Origin of the sequence: Dehalococcoides sp. UCH007, assembly GCF_001010485.1 — a bacterium.
GTDB classification, from domain to species: domain Bacteria; phylum Chloroflexota; class Dehalococcoidia; order Dehalococcoidales; family Dehalococcoidaceae; genus Dehalococcoides; species Dehalococcoides mccartyi_A.
In genome coordinates, this window is sequence record NZ_AP014722.1 from 874875 (window position 1) to 888891 (window position 14017).

At 47.8% G+C, this 14017-nt stretch carries 14 protein-coding genes; 1 reads left to right on the forward strand and 13 read right to left on the reverse strand.

Annotated elements, in window-relative coordinates:
- Window positions 1-14: 14 nt before the first annotated feature.
- The 13 genes from UCH007_RS04645 to UCH007_RS04705 form a co-directional block, all read right to left on the reverse strand.
- Entirely contained in the window at window positions 15-1715 is a 1701-nt protein-coding gene (locus UCH007_RS04645) for an NAD+ synthase (protein WP_046961181.1), read from the reverse strand.
- An 86-nt stretch (window positions 1716-1801) separates the two neighbouring features.
- Entirely contained in the window at window positions 1802-3133 is a 1332-nt protein-coding gene (locus tag UCH007_RS04650) for a glutamine synthetase family protein (protein WP_023652463.1), read from the reverse strand.
- A gap of 121 nt (window positions 3134-3254) precedes the next feature.
- Window positions 3255-3593 carry a P-II family nitrogen regulator gene (locus UCH007_RS04655; RefSeq protein ID WP_012882212.1) on the reverse strand — a complete coding sequence of 113 codons (339 nt, stop codon included), beginning with the start codon at window positions 3591-3593 and terminating at the stop codon, window positions 3255-3257.
- Window positions 3590-4816, reverse strand: coding sequence for an ammonium transporter (locus UCH007_RS04660; protein WP_041331104.1), 1227 nt, complete (start codon window positions 4814-4816; stop codon window positions 3590-3592). Before UCH007_RS04660 ends, UCH007_RS04655 begins: the two co-directional genes overlap by 4 nt.
- A 143-nt stretch (window positions 4817-4959) precedes the next feature.
- Window positions 4960-5631, reverse strand: coding sequence for a response regulator transcription factor (locus UCH007_RS04665; RefSeq protein WP_046961182.1), 672 nt, complete (start codon window positions 5629-5631; stop codon window positions 4960-4962).
- A 21-nt stretch (window positions 5632-5652) separates the two neighbouring features.
- Window positions 5653-6423: a hypothetical protein gene (locus UCH007_RS04670; RefSeq protein WP_041331108.1), complete on the reverse strand. Its 771-nt coding sequence runs from the start codon at window positions 6421-6423 to the stop codon at window positions 5653-5655.
- Window positions 6424-7926, reverse strand: coding sequence for a glutamate synthase-related protein (locus UCH007_RS04675; protein WP_046961183.1), 1503 nt, complete (start codon window positions 7924-7926; stop codon window positions 6424-6426).
- A 1-nt stretch (window position 7927) separates the two neighbouring features.
- Window positions 7928-8689, reverse strand: coding sequence for an imidazole glycerol phosphate synthase subunit HisF (gene hisF / locus UCH007_RS04680; protein WP_046961184.1), 762 nt, complete (start codon window positions 8687-8689; stop codon window positions 7928-7930).
- Window positions 8683-9813 (reverse strand): class II glutamine amidotransferase, encoded by a 1131-nt coding sequence (locus tag UCH007_RS04685; RefSeq protein WP_046961185.1) that lies wholly within the window; start codon window positions 9811-9813, stop codon window positions 8683-8685. Before UCH007_RS04685 ends, hisF begins: the two co-directional genes overlap by 7 nt.
- A gap of 12 nt (window positions 9814-9825) precedes the next feature.
- Window positions 9826-11133 (reverse strand): NAD(P)/FAD-dependent oxidoreductase, encoded by a 1308-nt coding sequence (locus UCH007_RS04690; RefSeq protein ID WP_046961186.1) that lies wholly within the window; start codon window positions 11131-11133, stop codon window positions 9826-9828.
- Window positions 11134-11136: 3 nt separating this feature from the next.
- Window positions 11137-11748, reverse strand: coding sequence for an imidazole glycerol phosphate synthase subunit HisH (gene hisH / locus UCH007_RS04695; RefSeq protein ID WP_046961187.1), 612 nt, complete (start codon window positions 11746-11748; stop codon window positions 11137-11139).
- 15 nt (window positions 11749-11763) lie between these two features.
- On the reverse strand, window positions 11764-12195 hold the full coding sequence (locus UCH007_RS04700; protein ID WP_010936826.1) for a 4Fe-4S dicluster domain-containing protein: 432 nt from the start codon (window positions 12193-12195) through the stop codon (window positions 11764-11766).
- 131 nt (window positions 12196-12326) lie between these two features.
- Window positions 12327-12908: a manganese efflux pump MntP gene (locus UCH007_RS04705; protein ID WP_046961188.1), complete on the reverse strand. Its 582-nt coding sequence runs from the start codon at window positions 12906-12908 to the stop codon at window positions 12327-12329.
- Between the two features lie 117 nt (window positions 12909-13025).
- Between UCH007_RS04705 and cysK the strand changes: the two genes are divergently transcribed.
- Entirely contained in the window at window positions 13026-13988 is a 963-nt protein-coding gene (gene cysK, locus UCH007_RS04710; RefSeq protein ID WP_023652472.1) for a cysteine synthase A, read from the forward strand.
- Window positions 13989-14017 lie beyond the last annotated feature (29 nt).

The following is a 14017-nucleotide window of genomic DNA, read 5'->3' on the forward strand; positions in this document are numbered from 1 at the left end:
CGCCAGTCATTTGCTTAGTTAGCGTGATTATAGCGGTTGGTAATAGGCAAACGGCGGTCGCGTCCGAAAGCTTTGGAAGTTATTTTAATGCCCGGGGGGGCCTGACGGCGTTTATACTCACTACGGTCTACCATTTTGACCACCCGTTTTACAATACTCTCTTCAAATCCAAGTGCCACAATCTGGTCTATGCTTTTATCCTGTTCTACATAAGCTTCCAAAATAGGGTCAAGTACTTCGTATGGTGGCAGTGAATCAGTATCAAACTGGTTGGGTTTAAGCTCGGCAGATGGCGGTTTGGTGAGCACATTATGGGGTATCAGCTCAAAGCCGGCTGATTTATTGCGGTTGTGAGCCAGGCGGTAAACCAGCACCTTGGGAACATCCTTGATAATGGCAAAACCGCCGGCCATATCACCATACAGGGTACTGTAGCCTATAGCGGTTTCGCTTTTATTACTGGTATTAAGCACCAGCCAGTGAAATTTATTGGAAAGGGCCATAAGCAGATTACCCCGGATACGTGCCTGAATATTTTCTTCGGTTGTGTCAGTTTCAGTTCCGGCAAATACCTCTGAAAGGGTACTCAGAAATGATTTGAAAATGGGGTCTATGGGGATTTGCAGGGTTTTTATACCCAGATTTTCCGCCAGACGCAAACTGTCTGAAATACTGCCCGCAGAAGAATAACGGGAAGGCATAATAACTCCCACTACATTATCCGCACCCAAGGCATCTGTGGCTATAGCAGCTACCAAACTGGAATCTATCCCCCCGGAAAGACCGATAACCACCTTCTTAAAGCCGTTTTTATTTATGTAATCTTTAGTACCCAGTAAAAGCGCCTGATAAACCTCTGCATCAGCATCCAGAGGAACACTGTCACTATTTTTAACCGGCAGTTTTGGCTCACTAAGACCTGATGCCGAAACAAATATAGAGTCCGGGACTTCTATATTTATATCCCTTTGTACAGGCGAAATAGGGATATCCAGGTCCAGCACCAGCAAATCTTCCTGAAACTGTTTGCCCCTTAACACCAGATTGCCATTATAGTCAAAAACATTGCTGGCACCGTCAAATACCAGCTCATCCTGCCCGCCTACCATGTTGGTGTAAGCAATATATACCCGGTTTTCCCGGGCACGGTTTGAAAGCATTTTTTCGCGCTGATTTCTCTTGCCCAGATGATACGGCGAAGCACTTATATTAATAATAAGTTCCGCTCCCTTGCTGGCTTGGGCAGTGGACGGACCGGAAGTAAACCAAATATCTTCGCAAATATTTACTCCTACCTGCAGTCCGCAAATGGTGTACACTGGACAGCGGTTACCCGGCATAAAATAGCGGTTCTCATCAAACACGCCGTAATTAGGCAAAAATATCTTATGATAGCTGTCTATCAAACAGCCGTTATGGATAACAGCAGCAGAATTATGAAGGCCGTCGCTTGAATTTACATACCCTACAATTACCGTAATACCCTGTGAAGCTTTTATTACCGCATCCAGCGCATGCAGGTTTTCTTCCACAAAGCGGGGTTTGTGCAGTAAATCTTCCGGAGGGTAACCGCAAATAGCCAGTTCCGGAAAGGCTATCACATCAGCACCCAGTGAACGTGCTTTTTGAATATTGCCGACAATACAGGCAGTGTTACCTGCTAAATCTCCCACCACACTATCAATTTGCGCCATTGCTAAACGCAGTTTTCCCATATTGCCCTCATATATAAAAAAACAGGGTCTGGTATAGGCTATTGTAACCTATTTCCCAGACCCTGTGCCAATTTATTTAGTAAAGGCTATAGAACGGGCAGATATCTCTTAAGTTCCCAGTCCGTAACAGCCATGCTGTACTGAGTCCACTCTATTTTCTTGTTAGCAATAAATGCCTCGTGAACATGTTCACCCAAAGCTTCACGCATCAGGGCGCTGCCCTCAGTCAGCTTCAGGGCTTCCAGCAAACTGCCGGGCAAAGTACCGATGCCGCGTTTAGCACGCTCAGCTTCGTTCATCTCATAGACATTCTCTTCTATGGGAGCAGGAGGAGTCAGTTTGTCCTCAATACCCTTAAGACCGGCGGCCAGCATAACGCTGAAAGCCAGATAGGGGTTACACCCCGGATCAGCAGAGCGAAGCTCTATGCGGGTAGATTTTTCATGTCCTGGTTTGTACTCAGGTACACGTACCAGATCAGCCCGGTTGCGCCGTGCCCAGGAAAGATACACAGGAGCTTCAAAACCGGGTACAAGCCGTTTATACGAGTTAATCCACTGGTTGGTGACTGCGGTAAATTCGGGGGCATACTTAAGGATACCGGCTACGTACTGCTTAGCCATAGGTGACAGATAGTAGGAATCTTTGGCATCAAAGAAAGCGTTTTTGTCACCCTTGAAAAGACTCTGGTGAGTATGCATACCGGAGCCATTTACAGAAGCTACAGGTTTGGGCATAAAGCTGGCATGCAATCCATGACGCAAAGCCACTTCTTTAACCAGCAGCCTGTAAGTCATAACATTGTCCGCCATGGTTAAAGCATCGGTATAGCGGATATCAATTTCATGCTGGCTGGGAGCGACTTCGTGGTGGGCATATTCAACTATGATACCCATATCCTGCAAAGCCACTATGGTTTCGCGGCGAAGGTCAGTTGCCAAGTCACGGGGAGTCAGGTCAAAATAGCCGCCTTCATCTAAAAACTCGGTTGAGCGGTCATTCTTGAAGTAAAAATACTCCAGCTCAGGTCCTACATAGAATGTAAGACCCATATCAGCCGCTTTTTTCAGATTCCTCTTAAGGACGTAGCGGGGGTCACCTTCAAACTGCTCACCGGACGGATGTTTGATATCGCAAAACATCCGGGCAACCTGATATTCGCCATTAGACCAGGGCATAATCCGGAAAGTATCCGGGTCAGGCAAGGCAACCATGTCAGATTCATCTATACGGGCATAACCTTCAATAGAAGAACCGTCCAAACCCATACCGTCTTCCAAAGCCCTTTCAAGCTCGTTATAGGCAATGGAATAACTCTTCAAGGTGCCTAAAATATCAGTAAACCACAGGCGGATAAACCGTACATTATGATCCTTAGCCGTTTTAAGAACGTACTCTACAGATTCTGCCCTCGTCATTTCTAACGTATCTCCTTTTATTGCCGGGGAAATATTTTCCCCAAATCGGTTGTTTAGTCTACCAGTTATATATTTCAGTATTATTTCACAATTGTTTCAGAAATGTTACGTCTCGTACAGCCTAGACTGCTTCAGCGCCTGTTTCACCTGTACGGATACGTATTACCTGCTCAACCGGCATTATGAATATTTTACCATCTCCAATACGTCCGGTTCGAGCAGCCTTGACAATGGCATCAACTGCAACCTGGCAGTCATCATCATGGCAAATCATTTCCAGTTTCAGCTTGGGCAGGAACTCTACCCGGTACTCACCTACTCTCCATTGCAGCGGAACGCCCTTTTGCTTTCCGCGTCCACTTACTTCGGTTACAGTCAGCCCGGCAAATCCTGCCAATTCCAATGCTTTTCTAACAGGTTCCAATCTTTCTTCGCGGATAATGGCTTCTATCTTTTTCATCTTAAACTCCCACCATAAGCCCGTTCAGAGTGCTGGGCAATATCAAGCCCTATCATTTCTTCGGGTTCTTTAACACGCAGACCTACCAGTTTATCCACAACCTTGGCTATTATGAAGCTGCCAACGAAGGCAAAGCCGGCTGTAACAGCCACACCCAAAGCCTGTTTTAGGAACAGTTCCACGTTACCGGACAAAAGACCGTCAGCACCGGCAGAGTTTACTGCTACGCTGGCAAAGATACCTGTTGCCAAAGCACCCCAGATACCGCCTACACCATGTACCGCCATAACATCCAGTGAATCATCAAATCCGCGTTTCATCTTGAATATCATAGCACCGTAGCAAACCAAAGCTGCCACCGCACCAATAGCGATAGCCGCCAAAGGTGTTACAAAACCAGCCGCAGGGGTAATAGCTACCAAACCGGCAACTGCACCGGTAACAGCACCCAGAAGCGACGGCCGGCGGTGACGCCAGCTAAGGAATATCCAGCACAGAGCTGCGCTGGCAGCTGCAGTGTTAGTAGTAACAAAAGCATTTGAAGCCAGACCACCGGCAGTTAAAGCGCTGCCGCCGTTGAAACCGAACCAGCCGAACCAGAGCAGAGCCGCACCCAGCATAACCATGGGCAGGTTGTTGGGTTCCATCTGTTCCTTAAGGAAACCACGGCGGGCACCCAGTGCAAATACCAAAGCCATTGCGGAAACACCAGCGTTAATGTGTACAACAGTACCGCCGGCAAAGTCCAAAACACCCAGATTGAATAACCATCCGCCATCACCCCAGACCCAATGGGCAATGGGTGAGTAAATAAGGCAAAGCCAGAGCGCTCCGAACAGGAGCAAGGCGCTAAAGCGGATTCTCTCTACTACTGCACCGGTAATAAGGGCAAGAGAGATAATAGCAAACATACCCTGGAACATCATGAAGGCTAAATGAGGTACAGTAGTTGCATAAGTGTCAGACGGGTCTTGCCCCACCCCATTTAAACCCAGAAAGTTCAGGCCGCCTACCAGACCGCTGATATCGTTACCGAAACCAAGGCTGTAGCCGATCAGAACCCAGAGTACGCCACCCAGGGCCATAGCGCCAAAGCTCATCATCAGGGTGGAAACCAGATTTTTACGCCGGACCATGCCTCCGTAAAACAGAGCCACGCCCGGAGTCATTAGCATGACCAGAGCGGTGGAGACAAGTAGCCAAGTCGTATCGCCGCTGTCCATAACTAAACCCTCCTTCTGTATACTTATTTATATACAGTTTAGCTATGGCAGGTTAAAAACAGATTAACGCCGTATTGCAATCAAATTAAATTTAAGTTTCAGGAATATTACGGTAAAAATGCCAAAGGAGAAAACCGAGAATGTCAAAAACGGCGTTTAAAACGGTAGCCTATGTTACGCACGGTCTCAACAAATGTATGAGAGGAATCTTCTATCTTGCCCCGCAGGCGGGTTATGTGGACATCTACGGTGCGGTCTCCGCCGTAATAGTCATATCCCCACACCTTATTAAGCAAAGCCTCACGGGAAAAAACACGTCCCCGGTTTTGGGCTAAGAATTTTAAAAGTTCAAACTCACGGAATGTCAGGTCAAGCAGCCGCCCTGACAGAGTGACTTCACAGCCAAGGGTATCTATTACAAGATCACCTGCTTTTATAATACCCGGCTCACTCATCCCCCATTTTTCAGCCAACCGCGCCAGGCGGACTTTCAGTTCGCCCATAGAACCGGGCCAGCGGATAAAATCATCCAGCCCAGGTTTAAGAGCAATATTCTCGTAATCATCTACAGGTAACAGACCCATTACCAGCGGATTTCTATCTAAATGAACATCTTCCGGAATTTCCCATTCGGATGGCTCATTTTGCAGGCTAAGAAAATCCAGCAGGACAATATCAGGTACAAATTCGGCAAGCAGAGGATAAGCCAAAACAAAAGAGGCCGCCTGTTTTATTTCAAACCGGTCAGCCTCCAGTTCCCTAAGCAAACTGCCCATTTTTTTAGTGTCTGCAGTCACAATAAACAGTTTTAACAACTGGCCCGCCTTAAGTGTTTCTTAATAAGCGTACATTCTGCCATAAGGCCTGAGATATTTCGGGTAGAGTTTGTAGAAAGGCCTGGCAGCTATCTCCTCTGCATTATAACCAAAGTGGAGAGCAAATTCATCAATTAAAGGGCGTAAAGTTTTCCAGTCTGCCTCATCCAACTCAGCAATAGCCACTTCTTTGCCAAGCTGGTGTTCCTCAACCTTGCCGCTCATATATATTACACCGCCATGCATGCCTGTACCAATAAAGTTAGCCTTGTGGGTTTCGTTTTCCCCAAGCCCCAAACCCAGTACTACCAGCACACCTCCAGCCATGTACTCACCCAGAAAGTCCTGAGCGGTATTCCCGATAACCAAAGAAGGTTTTTTATCCTGATAGGCTTTCATGTGAATACCGGCACGGTAACCTACGTAATCACGTACAAAGAGTTTGCCGCCGCGGGCAGACATACCGAATATATCCCCGCCATGCCCGTGAACGACAATACAGCCATTATTCAGAGTATTGCCGCAGCAATCCTGCACATTGCCGTTTACTGTTATGCTGGGGCCATCCATAAAAGCCCCCAGGTCGTTGCCGGGTGTGCCGTTTATGGTTATTTTAAGGTCACCTTTAAGGCTGGTACCGATATAACGCTGGCCGCAGGCATTGTTAAGCTCCAAAGAGCGGACACCCTGATTTACCAGCTCTGCCAAACGGGTATTAAGCTCACGGTAATAAACACCGTGCAAATTTACACAGGCAGTATCCTGGTTTTGTTTCACTTCAATGCTATTCATTTATTCACCTGCCGCCCTTACTCCAAGAATTTTCAGCTCTTCAGCGGATAGACCTACACCTCGCAGATGGAGGCGGTTGCCTCTGAGGCTTTCAATAGCATTTACGCCCAAGCCGCCCAGCATATCTTTAATCTCAAGGCTCCAGCCGCGCAGCAGATTGGAAAGGCGTTTAGCACCTATCTCAGGGTTGATACGCTTGGTTAAAGCTAAATCCGAGGTACAAATACCCCAGGCACATTTGCCGGTATGGCATTGCTGGCAAAGATGACAGCCTAAAGCTACTAAAGCCGCCGTACCTATATTGACAGCATCAGCACCCAGGGCAATAGCCTTAAAAACGTCACCGCTGTTGCGGATACCGCCAGAAATCACCAGTGAAGCCTGATTACGGATACCCTCTTCACGTAAGCGTGAATCAACCGCCGCCAGAGCCAGCTCAATAGGTATACCCACATTATCACGGATAACCTTGGGGGCAGCACCGGTAGCACCCCGCATACCGTCAATAGTCACTATATCCGCACCTGCCCTGACAATACCGCTGGCAATAGCCGAAACATTATGTACAGCCGCAATCTTTACCGAAATAGGTACGCGGTAACGGGTGGCTTCTTTAAGAGCGTATATAAGCTGGGACAAGTCTTCTATAGAGTAAATATCATGCTGGGGGGCAGGGGAAATAGCATCTGTCCCCATGGGTATCATACGGGTAAGTGAAACATCAGCACTCACCTTTTCACCGGGTAAATGGCCGCCAATGCCGGGCTTGGCACCCTGGCCTATCTTGATTTCCACTATACGCCCTGAATTAAGGTAATCATTTTGAACGCCGTAACGTCCTGAAGCTACCTGGACTATGGTGTTATCTTTAAATTCCATCAGGCTGTAGTGAAGACCGCCTTCACCGGTATTCCACATAGTGCCCATATTTTTAGCTGCCTGAGCCAGAGAACGGTGGACATTCAGGCTGATTGCGCCATAAGACATGGCAGAGAACATAACCGGCACATCTATTTTCACCAGGGGGGTAATGTTTTCTTTCACATTACCGCAATTATCAAAAGCGGCTTTTTCAGGCCTGCGCCCCAAATAGGTGGTAAGTTCCATAGGCTCACGCAGAGGATCTATGGAAGGGTTGGTTACCTGTGAAGCGTTTATAAGCAGTTTATCCCAGTAAATGGGTTTAGCCTTATCCATGCCCATACCGGTAAGGAGAACGCCGCCTGTTTCAGCCTGCTTGAAAATATCCTCTATCATTTCGGGCGTCCAGTTGGCATTCTGGCGGTATTCCAAAGGATTATTCCGCACGACCAGTGCATTAGTGGGACAGAAGGTCACACAGCGGTGACAACCCACACAGTTCTGGTTGCGGACCTTTATCTGGTCATCATCTTCGTCGTAATAGTGGGTATCAAAGCTGCATTGAGTTATGCAGACCTTGCACTTGATACAACGGTCTTCAATCCTGTCTACTATAAATTTAGAAGGTAAAAATGTCTTCATCTTAGTTCTCCAGCCTTACCGGCAAACCCTTGCTCTTAAGATATTGTTTTACTTCGGCTATAGTGTAACGCCCGTAATGGAAAATGCTGGCCGCCAGCACCGCATCTGCCTGCCCTTTATCCAGGGCGTTATACAAGTCTTCCGGGCTACCCGCCCCGCCTGAAGCGATAACGGGTATATTCAAGCGGGAACTGATTTCCCGGTTAAGCTCATTGTCATATCCGGTATTTTTACCGTCGGCATCAATACTGGTCAGGAGTATTTCTCCAGCACCCAGTGCTTCTGCCTTAATAGCCCACTCCACCGCATCCAGCCCGGCGGGTTTCTTTCCGCTATGGGTATAAACCTGCCAGCCGTTGCCTTCACGTTTGGCATCAACAGCCACTACAATACACTGCCGGCCGAATTTTTCAGCTCCCCGGCTTATCAAATCCGGGGTAGATACGGCTGCCGAATTTATAGAGACCTTGTCAGCGCCGGCCCGAAGCAGAGTATTCATATCCGCAATGCTCCGCAAACCACCGCCCACACACAGAGGTATAAAAACCTCCTTAGATACCTGCTCTACCACCTCGGCCATAGTCTTGCGTTCTTCGGTAGTAGCTGAAATATCTAAAAACACCAGTTCGTCAGCACCTTCGCGGTAGTAACGCGCCGCCAGTTCCACCGGGTCACCGGCATCACGCAGATTTACAAAACTGGTACCTTTAACTACCCGTCCGTTATTCACATCTAAACATGGAATAACCCGTTTATTCAGCATGCAGTAGTTTCCTTTTGCGCCTTGATGGGATTTTTCAAGCTGCCCACTACCGGAACACCGCCAACGGGCAACCAGACTTTATCCAGTTCCGGTTGCACCAACCGGATAGCAGACTCTTCTGACGAAATAAACAGCTTTGACTGATATTCACCCACTACCATGGGTCGCAGACGTATACGGTCTGTCATACCTATCATTTCGCCGGTATGGGCCACAATGACTGTAAACGGACCATTTAAAAGCAAACCGCCGTAAATCTGGCGAAGAGTAGTCATAATCTTGCGTTCGTGTTCCGGCAAACGGGCTATCTGATTCCAGAGAGGCGCAGACATTACTTTAGCCGCCAGCTCAATAGACAGACCGTGCTTACGCATAAGCAGGTCTACCGCGTATGCTACTACTTCGGTATCGGTTTCCATAGTGCATTTGTATCCGTACTGCTCCAGAAAACGCTTGTTTATGCCATAGGAAGAAATCTCCCCGTTATGCACCACTGTCCAGTCCAGCAGGCAGAACGGGTGAGCACCTCCCCACCAGCCTTTGGTATTGGTAGGAAAGCGTCCATGAGTAGTCCACAGATAACCTTCGTATTCTTCCAGGCGGAAAAAGCGCCCGATATCCTCAGGATAGCCCACACCCTTAAAGACACCCATGTTTTTGCCGCTTGAGAACACAAAGGCATCATCTATGCAGGTGTTTATGTACATTACGCGGTCTACCACGTAATCTTCTTCAATAAATTTGCCGCATTTTTCAGGGCTGACCGAGGCAAAATACCGCCAGACAATGGGCGGGTTGGTAATTCCCTGCTGGTCACGGGTAGGAACTTCTTCCTTGTATTTCAGATTAAAAAAGCTTTCCAGAAAACACTCTGTTTCCGTTTTAGCCTGCTGGCTGAGAAACATGATATGGAAAGCGTATTCTTCGGCAAAATCAGGGTAAATTCCGTAAGCGGCAAAGCCGCCGCCAAGCCCGTTTCCACGGTCATGCATACTGCCGATGGCAGTAATCAAATCAGCCCCGGAGAAACGCCCCCCGGAGGTATCCATCATCCCGAAAAGCGAACAGGCATCTATAACCTTGCTGTCCGAATGGCTATTGCTTACTCTAGTTAAGTCTCTCATGGAAATCTCCTGCTAATGCTTGAAATCAGCCGGGGCTACCCTGCCCGAAGTATTGCCATGAAGGTGTTCTTCACGGCTGTCAGCCGGCAGATAGGCCAGACCAAAATTCTCATTAAGTATGTTATCTTTAATGGGGCGTACATCACTCTGGTCACGCATAAGGCCGAATATAATACCGGCGGTATCCGTTTCGCCCAGAGTTAACATGCCCACAATCTTGCCTTGTTCATTTAAGACCAGTTTCTTGTATCCGTTGGCGGTGAGTGCCGAAAGAACTTCAAGACCACTGGCATCCGGCGGCAATACCGACATACCGGCAGTGGCAATATCCATGCCGAAGTAGTTAAGAGAATTCATCACTGTACCGCCGTGATAGGTGGTAACCATACCGGCCATATTGTAACCGGCTATCCGCCCGCCTATATAAGCATTAGGCCAGATAGGAGTAACCCGGCGGCTGTTATAGATAAAATCAAAAGACTCACAAGCATCACCGCAGGCATATACATCAGGGTTGCTGGTACGCATATTGTCATTTACCACCACCCCGCGGTTAACTTCCAGACCGGCGGCTTTAAACAGTTCTGTCCGGGGAATAACACCGATGGCTATTACCATCATCTGGCTTTCTATCTGATGACCGTTGTCCAGCTCCACCCCGGCAACCTTGTGCAAACCCAGTACTTTACTCACAGTCCGTCCGGTGTTCAATTTTACACCATAAGAAGTAACTGTCTGAGCAGCTATCTTGCCGGCTGCTTCATCCAGAATAGTATTCAGGATATGGCCTTTAAGCTCAATAATATCTACTTCAATACCCAGCTTAGTGAGGGCATCCGCGGCACTCATGCCAATAAGACCACCGCCTATGATAACAGCCTTCTTTACATTTTCGGCCTTTACATAGCTGTCTATCAAAGAGGCGTCTTTCATGTTTATAAAGTTAAAAACACCCGCCTTGTTTGACCCGTCAATCGGCGGTACAATGGGTTTGCCGCCGGGGGCAAGCAAGAGTTTGCCGTAACCAATCTTTTCCCCGTTTGAAAGGCTGACCTCATGGGCAGCAGTATCCACCGCTTCCACTTTGGTATCAGTCAGACAGGTAATATTGTTATTAGCATAAAATTCCGGACGGCGGAAAAGTATTTTTTCCACGTTTTTTTGTCCGGAAAGATACTTGGCTATCATGGGGCGCGAATAAGCCAGATAAGGCTCTTCCCCCGCTATGACAATAGAACCGTCACGGTCCACTTCCCGAATAGCCTCTGCCGCGCCTATACCGCCGGCAGAACATCCTACAATCAAATAATCGACTTTCATTTTTTATCTCCCAAGAGCCATCTTAAAAAAGTTTTGATATAACTTTAAGCCGTAGCTACCGCTCTTTTCCGGATGGAACTGGGTAGCGATAAGGCGTTTACTGATAACCAAACTGCAAAAATCCACTCCGTAGTCTGTGGTTGCCCCTATAATATGTTTGTCAGCAGGGCTGGCATAATAACTGTGGACAAAATAAAAATCAGCCCCGTCAGGTATACCCTCAAATATGGAGTGTGAAACCCGCTGCTTGAGCTGATTCCAACCCATCTGGGGTATCTTTACCCCGTCAGGCAGGCGTTTTACTTCGCCTTTCAAAATACCAAGACACTTTGTTTTATTCCCCTCTTCGGTGGAGTCAAAAAGCACCTGCATACCCACGCATATAGCCAGCAGGGGGATATCTCTCTTTACCAGCTCTTTTATAGCTTCATCCAGTCCCTTTGCCTTCAGCCCGGTAACCGTATCAGCCGCCGCACCCACTCCGGGCAGGATAACTGCCTGAGCAGAAAGAAGCTCCTTTGGGTCTGAAGTCAGGGTAAACTCATATCCCAAAGCATGTATGGCATTCGCCACACTCTTCAGGTTACCCCCACCGTAATCTACAAGCGCAATCATCGTTTTACCAGCCTTTTAGCCGTCAACCAGCCCCAAGGCTTCATTCGGGCAGTTAGCTACACAGGCGGGTATTTCTTTACCGCCGCACAGATCACACTTGAGAATCACATGGTTTGCCTTGTCTTTTATAAGAGCACTGTTCGGGCAGGCCACAATGCATGTCCAACAGCCGATACATCTTTCAGGATCACTGGACACAATACCCGTTATAGGGTCACGGGTCATAGCCCCGCTGATGCAGGAATAAGCGCACCATGGCTCGTCACAGTGACGGCAGGGAACGGAGAAACTTATCTCACCCTTGCGTTCAACCCGTATTCTGGGTTTCTGATTTTCCTTTTTGACGGCCTTTATAACGTCATGGGAGACTGAGTGTTCGGTCTGACAGGCTACACGGCACAGGCCGCAGCCCATACAAAGTTCTTCTTTAATTTGTACCCTTTTCATACTTACCCCTACATACGGTATATAACTTCCGTATTTATATAAATTAGCACTTAGATAATCGCTTGTCAAATATCACGCAAGCTAAATCAATGTAATTAATACATTATTATTTCGCAATCATTTCGCCTGTATTACACCAGTAGTTCCCAGCCAAGAGTATGTTCTGCTAGTATTTTTAAGCCTATTAAGACCAGCACCAACCCGCCTGCTATACCAACCCAACGGCTGGCCAAATGGCCGATACGGTTGCCCAGTTTAAAACCCATAAAGCTAACCGCGAGCGAAACCAAACCTATCAGCAAAGCCGCAAGCCCGATATTGGCATCTTCAACTGCAAACGCCAATCCGACAGCCAGCGCATCTATTGAAGTAGCCACCGCCACACCCAGTAAACCAAGCCCGCGGGTTAGGTCAAGCTTTACCAGCTTTTGGTCATCTTCACCCTGCACAGCTTCATATACCATGCGTACACCAATAACTGACAGCAGACCGAAAGCAATCCAATGATCAAAGGCAGATATAATATCTATGACACTCAGGCCGGCAAAATAGCCGATAGTAGCCATCCCAGCCTGAAATATACCGAAAGCACCGGCAACCCGCCACATGACATGGCTTTTAATGTTTGTATGGGTACATGCTATGCCGATTGATACGGCAAAACAATCAGCCGAAAGTCCCAGCGCAATAAACATAACCGATAATAAGCTCATAATGAAGTAGTAGTATAACACGCATTAGGCTATTTTTAAAACATTCTTGACAAACCTGGGTTCATGCCCGACAATCCTATTTATACTAGTTTTAAATATTGGTCTAAAGGGGTCCGTATGGAAAACAGAGCATCTGAACCCAATACCCGCAAGGGATGCGGCATTGCCTCAAATATTACGGAACTTATCGGCAACACACCGCTGGTTCGCTTAAACAAGATAGGCAGCGGGCTGAAAGCCGAAATCATACTGAAACTGGAATCGTTCAATCCCACTCACAGCGCCAAAGACCGTCCGGCTCTGCATATGATAGAAAAGGCGGAACAAGAAGGTAAGCTCTCACCCGGAGGCATCATAATAGAATCAACCAGCGGCAATACAGGTATAGCATTAGCCGCCGTTTGTGCCGCTAAAGGTTACCGTCTGATGCTTACCATGCCTGAAAACTTTTCGGTTGAGCGACGGCGTCTACTCCGTCTGCTGGGAGCTGAACTAGTGCTTACCCCTGCAGAATTAGGTATGCAGGGGGCGATAGAAAAAGCATCTGAATTAAAAAGCAGATTGCCACAGGCCTTCATTCCAAACCAGTTTGAAAACCCGGCTAATCCCGAAAGCCACTACCGAACCACTGCTGAGGAAATTTGGCGGGATACCGACGGCAGGATAGATATATTGGTAGCAGGCGTAGGTACGGGCGGCACTTTAAGCGGCACAGCCAGAGGATTAAAGGCCGCCAAACCATCTATACAGATAGTAGCGGTAGAGCCGGCTGAATCACCTGTAATTTCCGGCGGGAAACCTCATTCTCACCTTATCCAGGGTATAGGTGCAGGCTTTATACCCCGCATACTGTCACTTGAACTGATAGACAAAGTTATACGTGTACCCGGTGAAGAAGCCGTAAAAATGGCACTGCGTTTAGCTAGCGAAGAAGGTATCATGGCAGGCATTTCATCCGGGGCAGCACTCTGGGCGGCACTGGAAACCGCCAAACAAGCTGAAAACTCCGGCAAACTTATTGTTGCCATTATGCCTGATAGCGGAGAACGCTATCTCTCTAGCCTGCCTCTTGGTGACTAGATGCATCTTTATATGTGTGTTAAAAATTG

Excerpts from the sequence above, each read along its gene's own strand:
- UCH007_RS04645 (WP_046961181.1), bottom strand. The coding sequence starts at position 1,715 with ATGGGAAAACTGCGTTTAGCAATGGCGCAAATTGATAGTGTGGTGGGA.
- UCH007_RS04650 (WP_023652463.1), bottom strand. The coding sequence starts at position 3,133 with ATGACGAGGGCAGAATCTGTAGAGTACGTTCTTAAAACGGCTAAGGAT.
- UCH007_RS04655 (WP_012882212.1), bottom strand. The coding sequence starts at position 3,593 with ATGAAAAAGATAGAAGCCATTATCCGCGAAGAAAGATTGGAACCTGTT.
- UCH007_RS04660 (WP_041331104.1), bottom strand. The coding sequence starts at position 4,816 with ATGGACAGCGGCGATACGACTTGGCTACTTGTCTCCACCGCTCTGGTC.
- UCH007_RS04670 (WP_041331108.1), bottom strand. The coding sequence starts at position 6,423 with ATGAATAGCATTGAAGTGAAACAAAACCAGGATACTGCCTGTGTAAAT.
- UCH007_RS04675 (WP_046961183.1), bottom strand. The coding sequence starts at position 7,926 with ATGAAGACATTTTTACCTTCTAAATTTATAGTAGACAGGATTGAAGAC.
- hisF (WP_046961184.1), bottom strand. The coding sequence starts at position 8,689 with ATGCTGAATAAACGGGTTATTCCATGTTTAGATGTGAATAACGGACGG.
- UCH007_RS04685 (WP_046961185.1), bottom strand. The coding sequence starts at position 9,813 with ATGAGAGACTTAACTAGAGTAAGCAATAGCCATTCGGACAGCAAGGTT.
- UCH007_RS04690 (WP_046961186.1), bottom strand. The coding sequence starts at position 11,133 with ATGAAAGTCGATTATTTGATTGTAGGATGTTCTGCCGGCGGTATAGGC.
- hisH (WP_046961187.1), bottom strand. The coding sequence starts at position 11,748 with ATGATTGCGCTTGTAGATTACGGTGGGGGTAACCTGAAGAGTGTGGCG.
- UCH007_RS04700 (WP_010936826.1), bottom strand. The coding sequence starts at position 12,195 with ATGAAAAGGGTACAAATTAAAGAAGAACTTTGTATGGGCTGCGGCCTG.
- UCH007_RS04705 (WP_046961188.1), bottom strand. The coding sequence starts at position 12,908 with ATGAGCTTATTATCGGTTATGTTTATTGCGCTGGGACTTTCGGCTGAT.
- cysK (WP_023652472.1), top strand. The coding sequence starts at position 13,026 with ATGGAAAACAGAGCATCTGAACCCAATACCCGCAAGGGATGCGGCATT.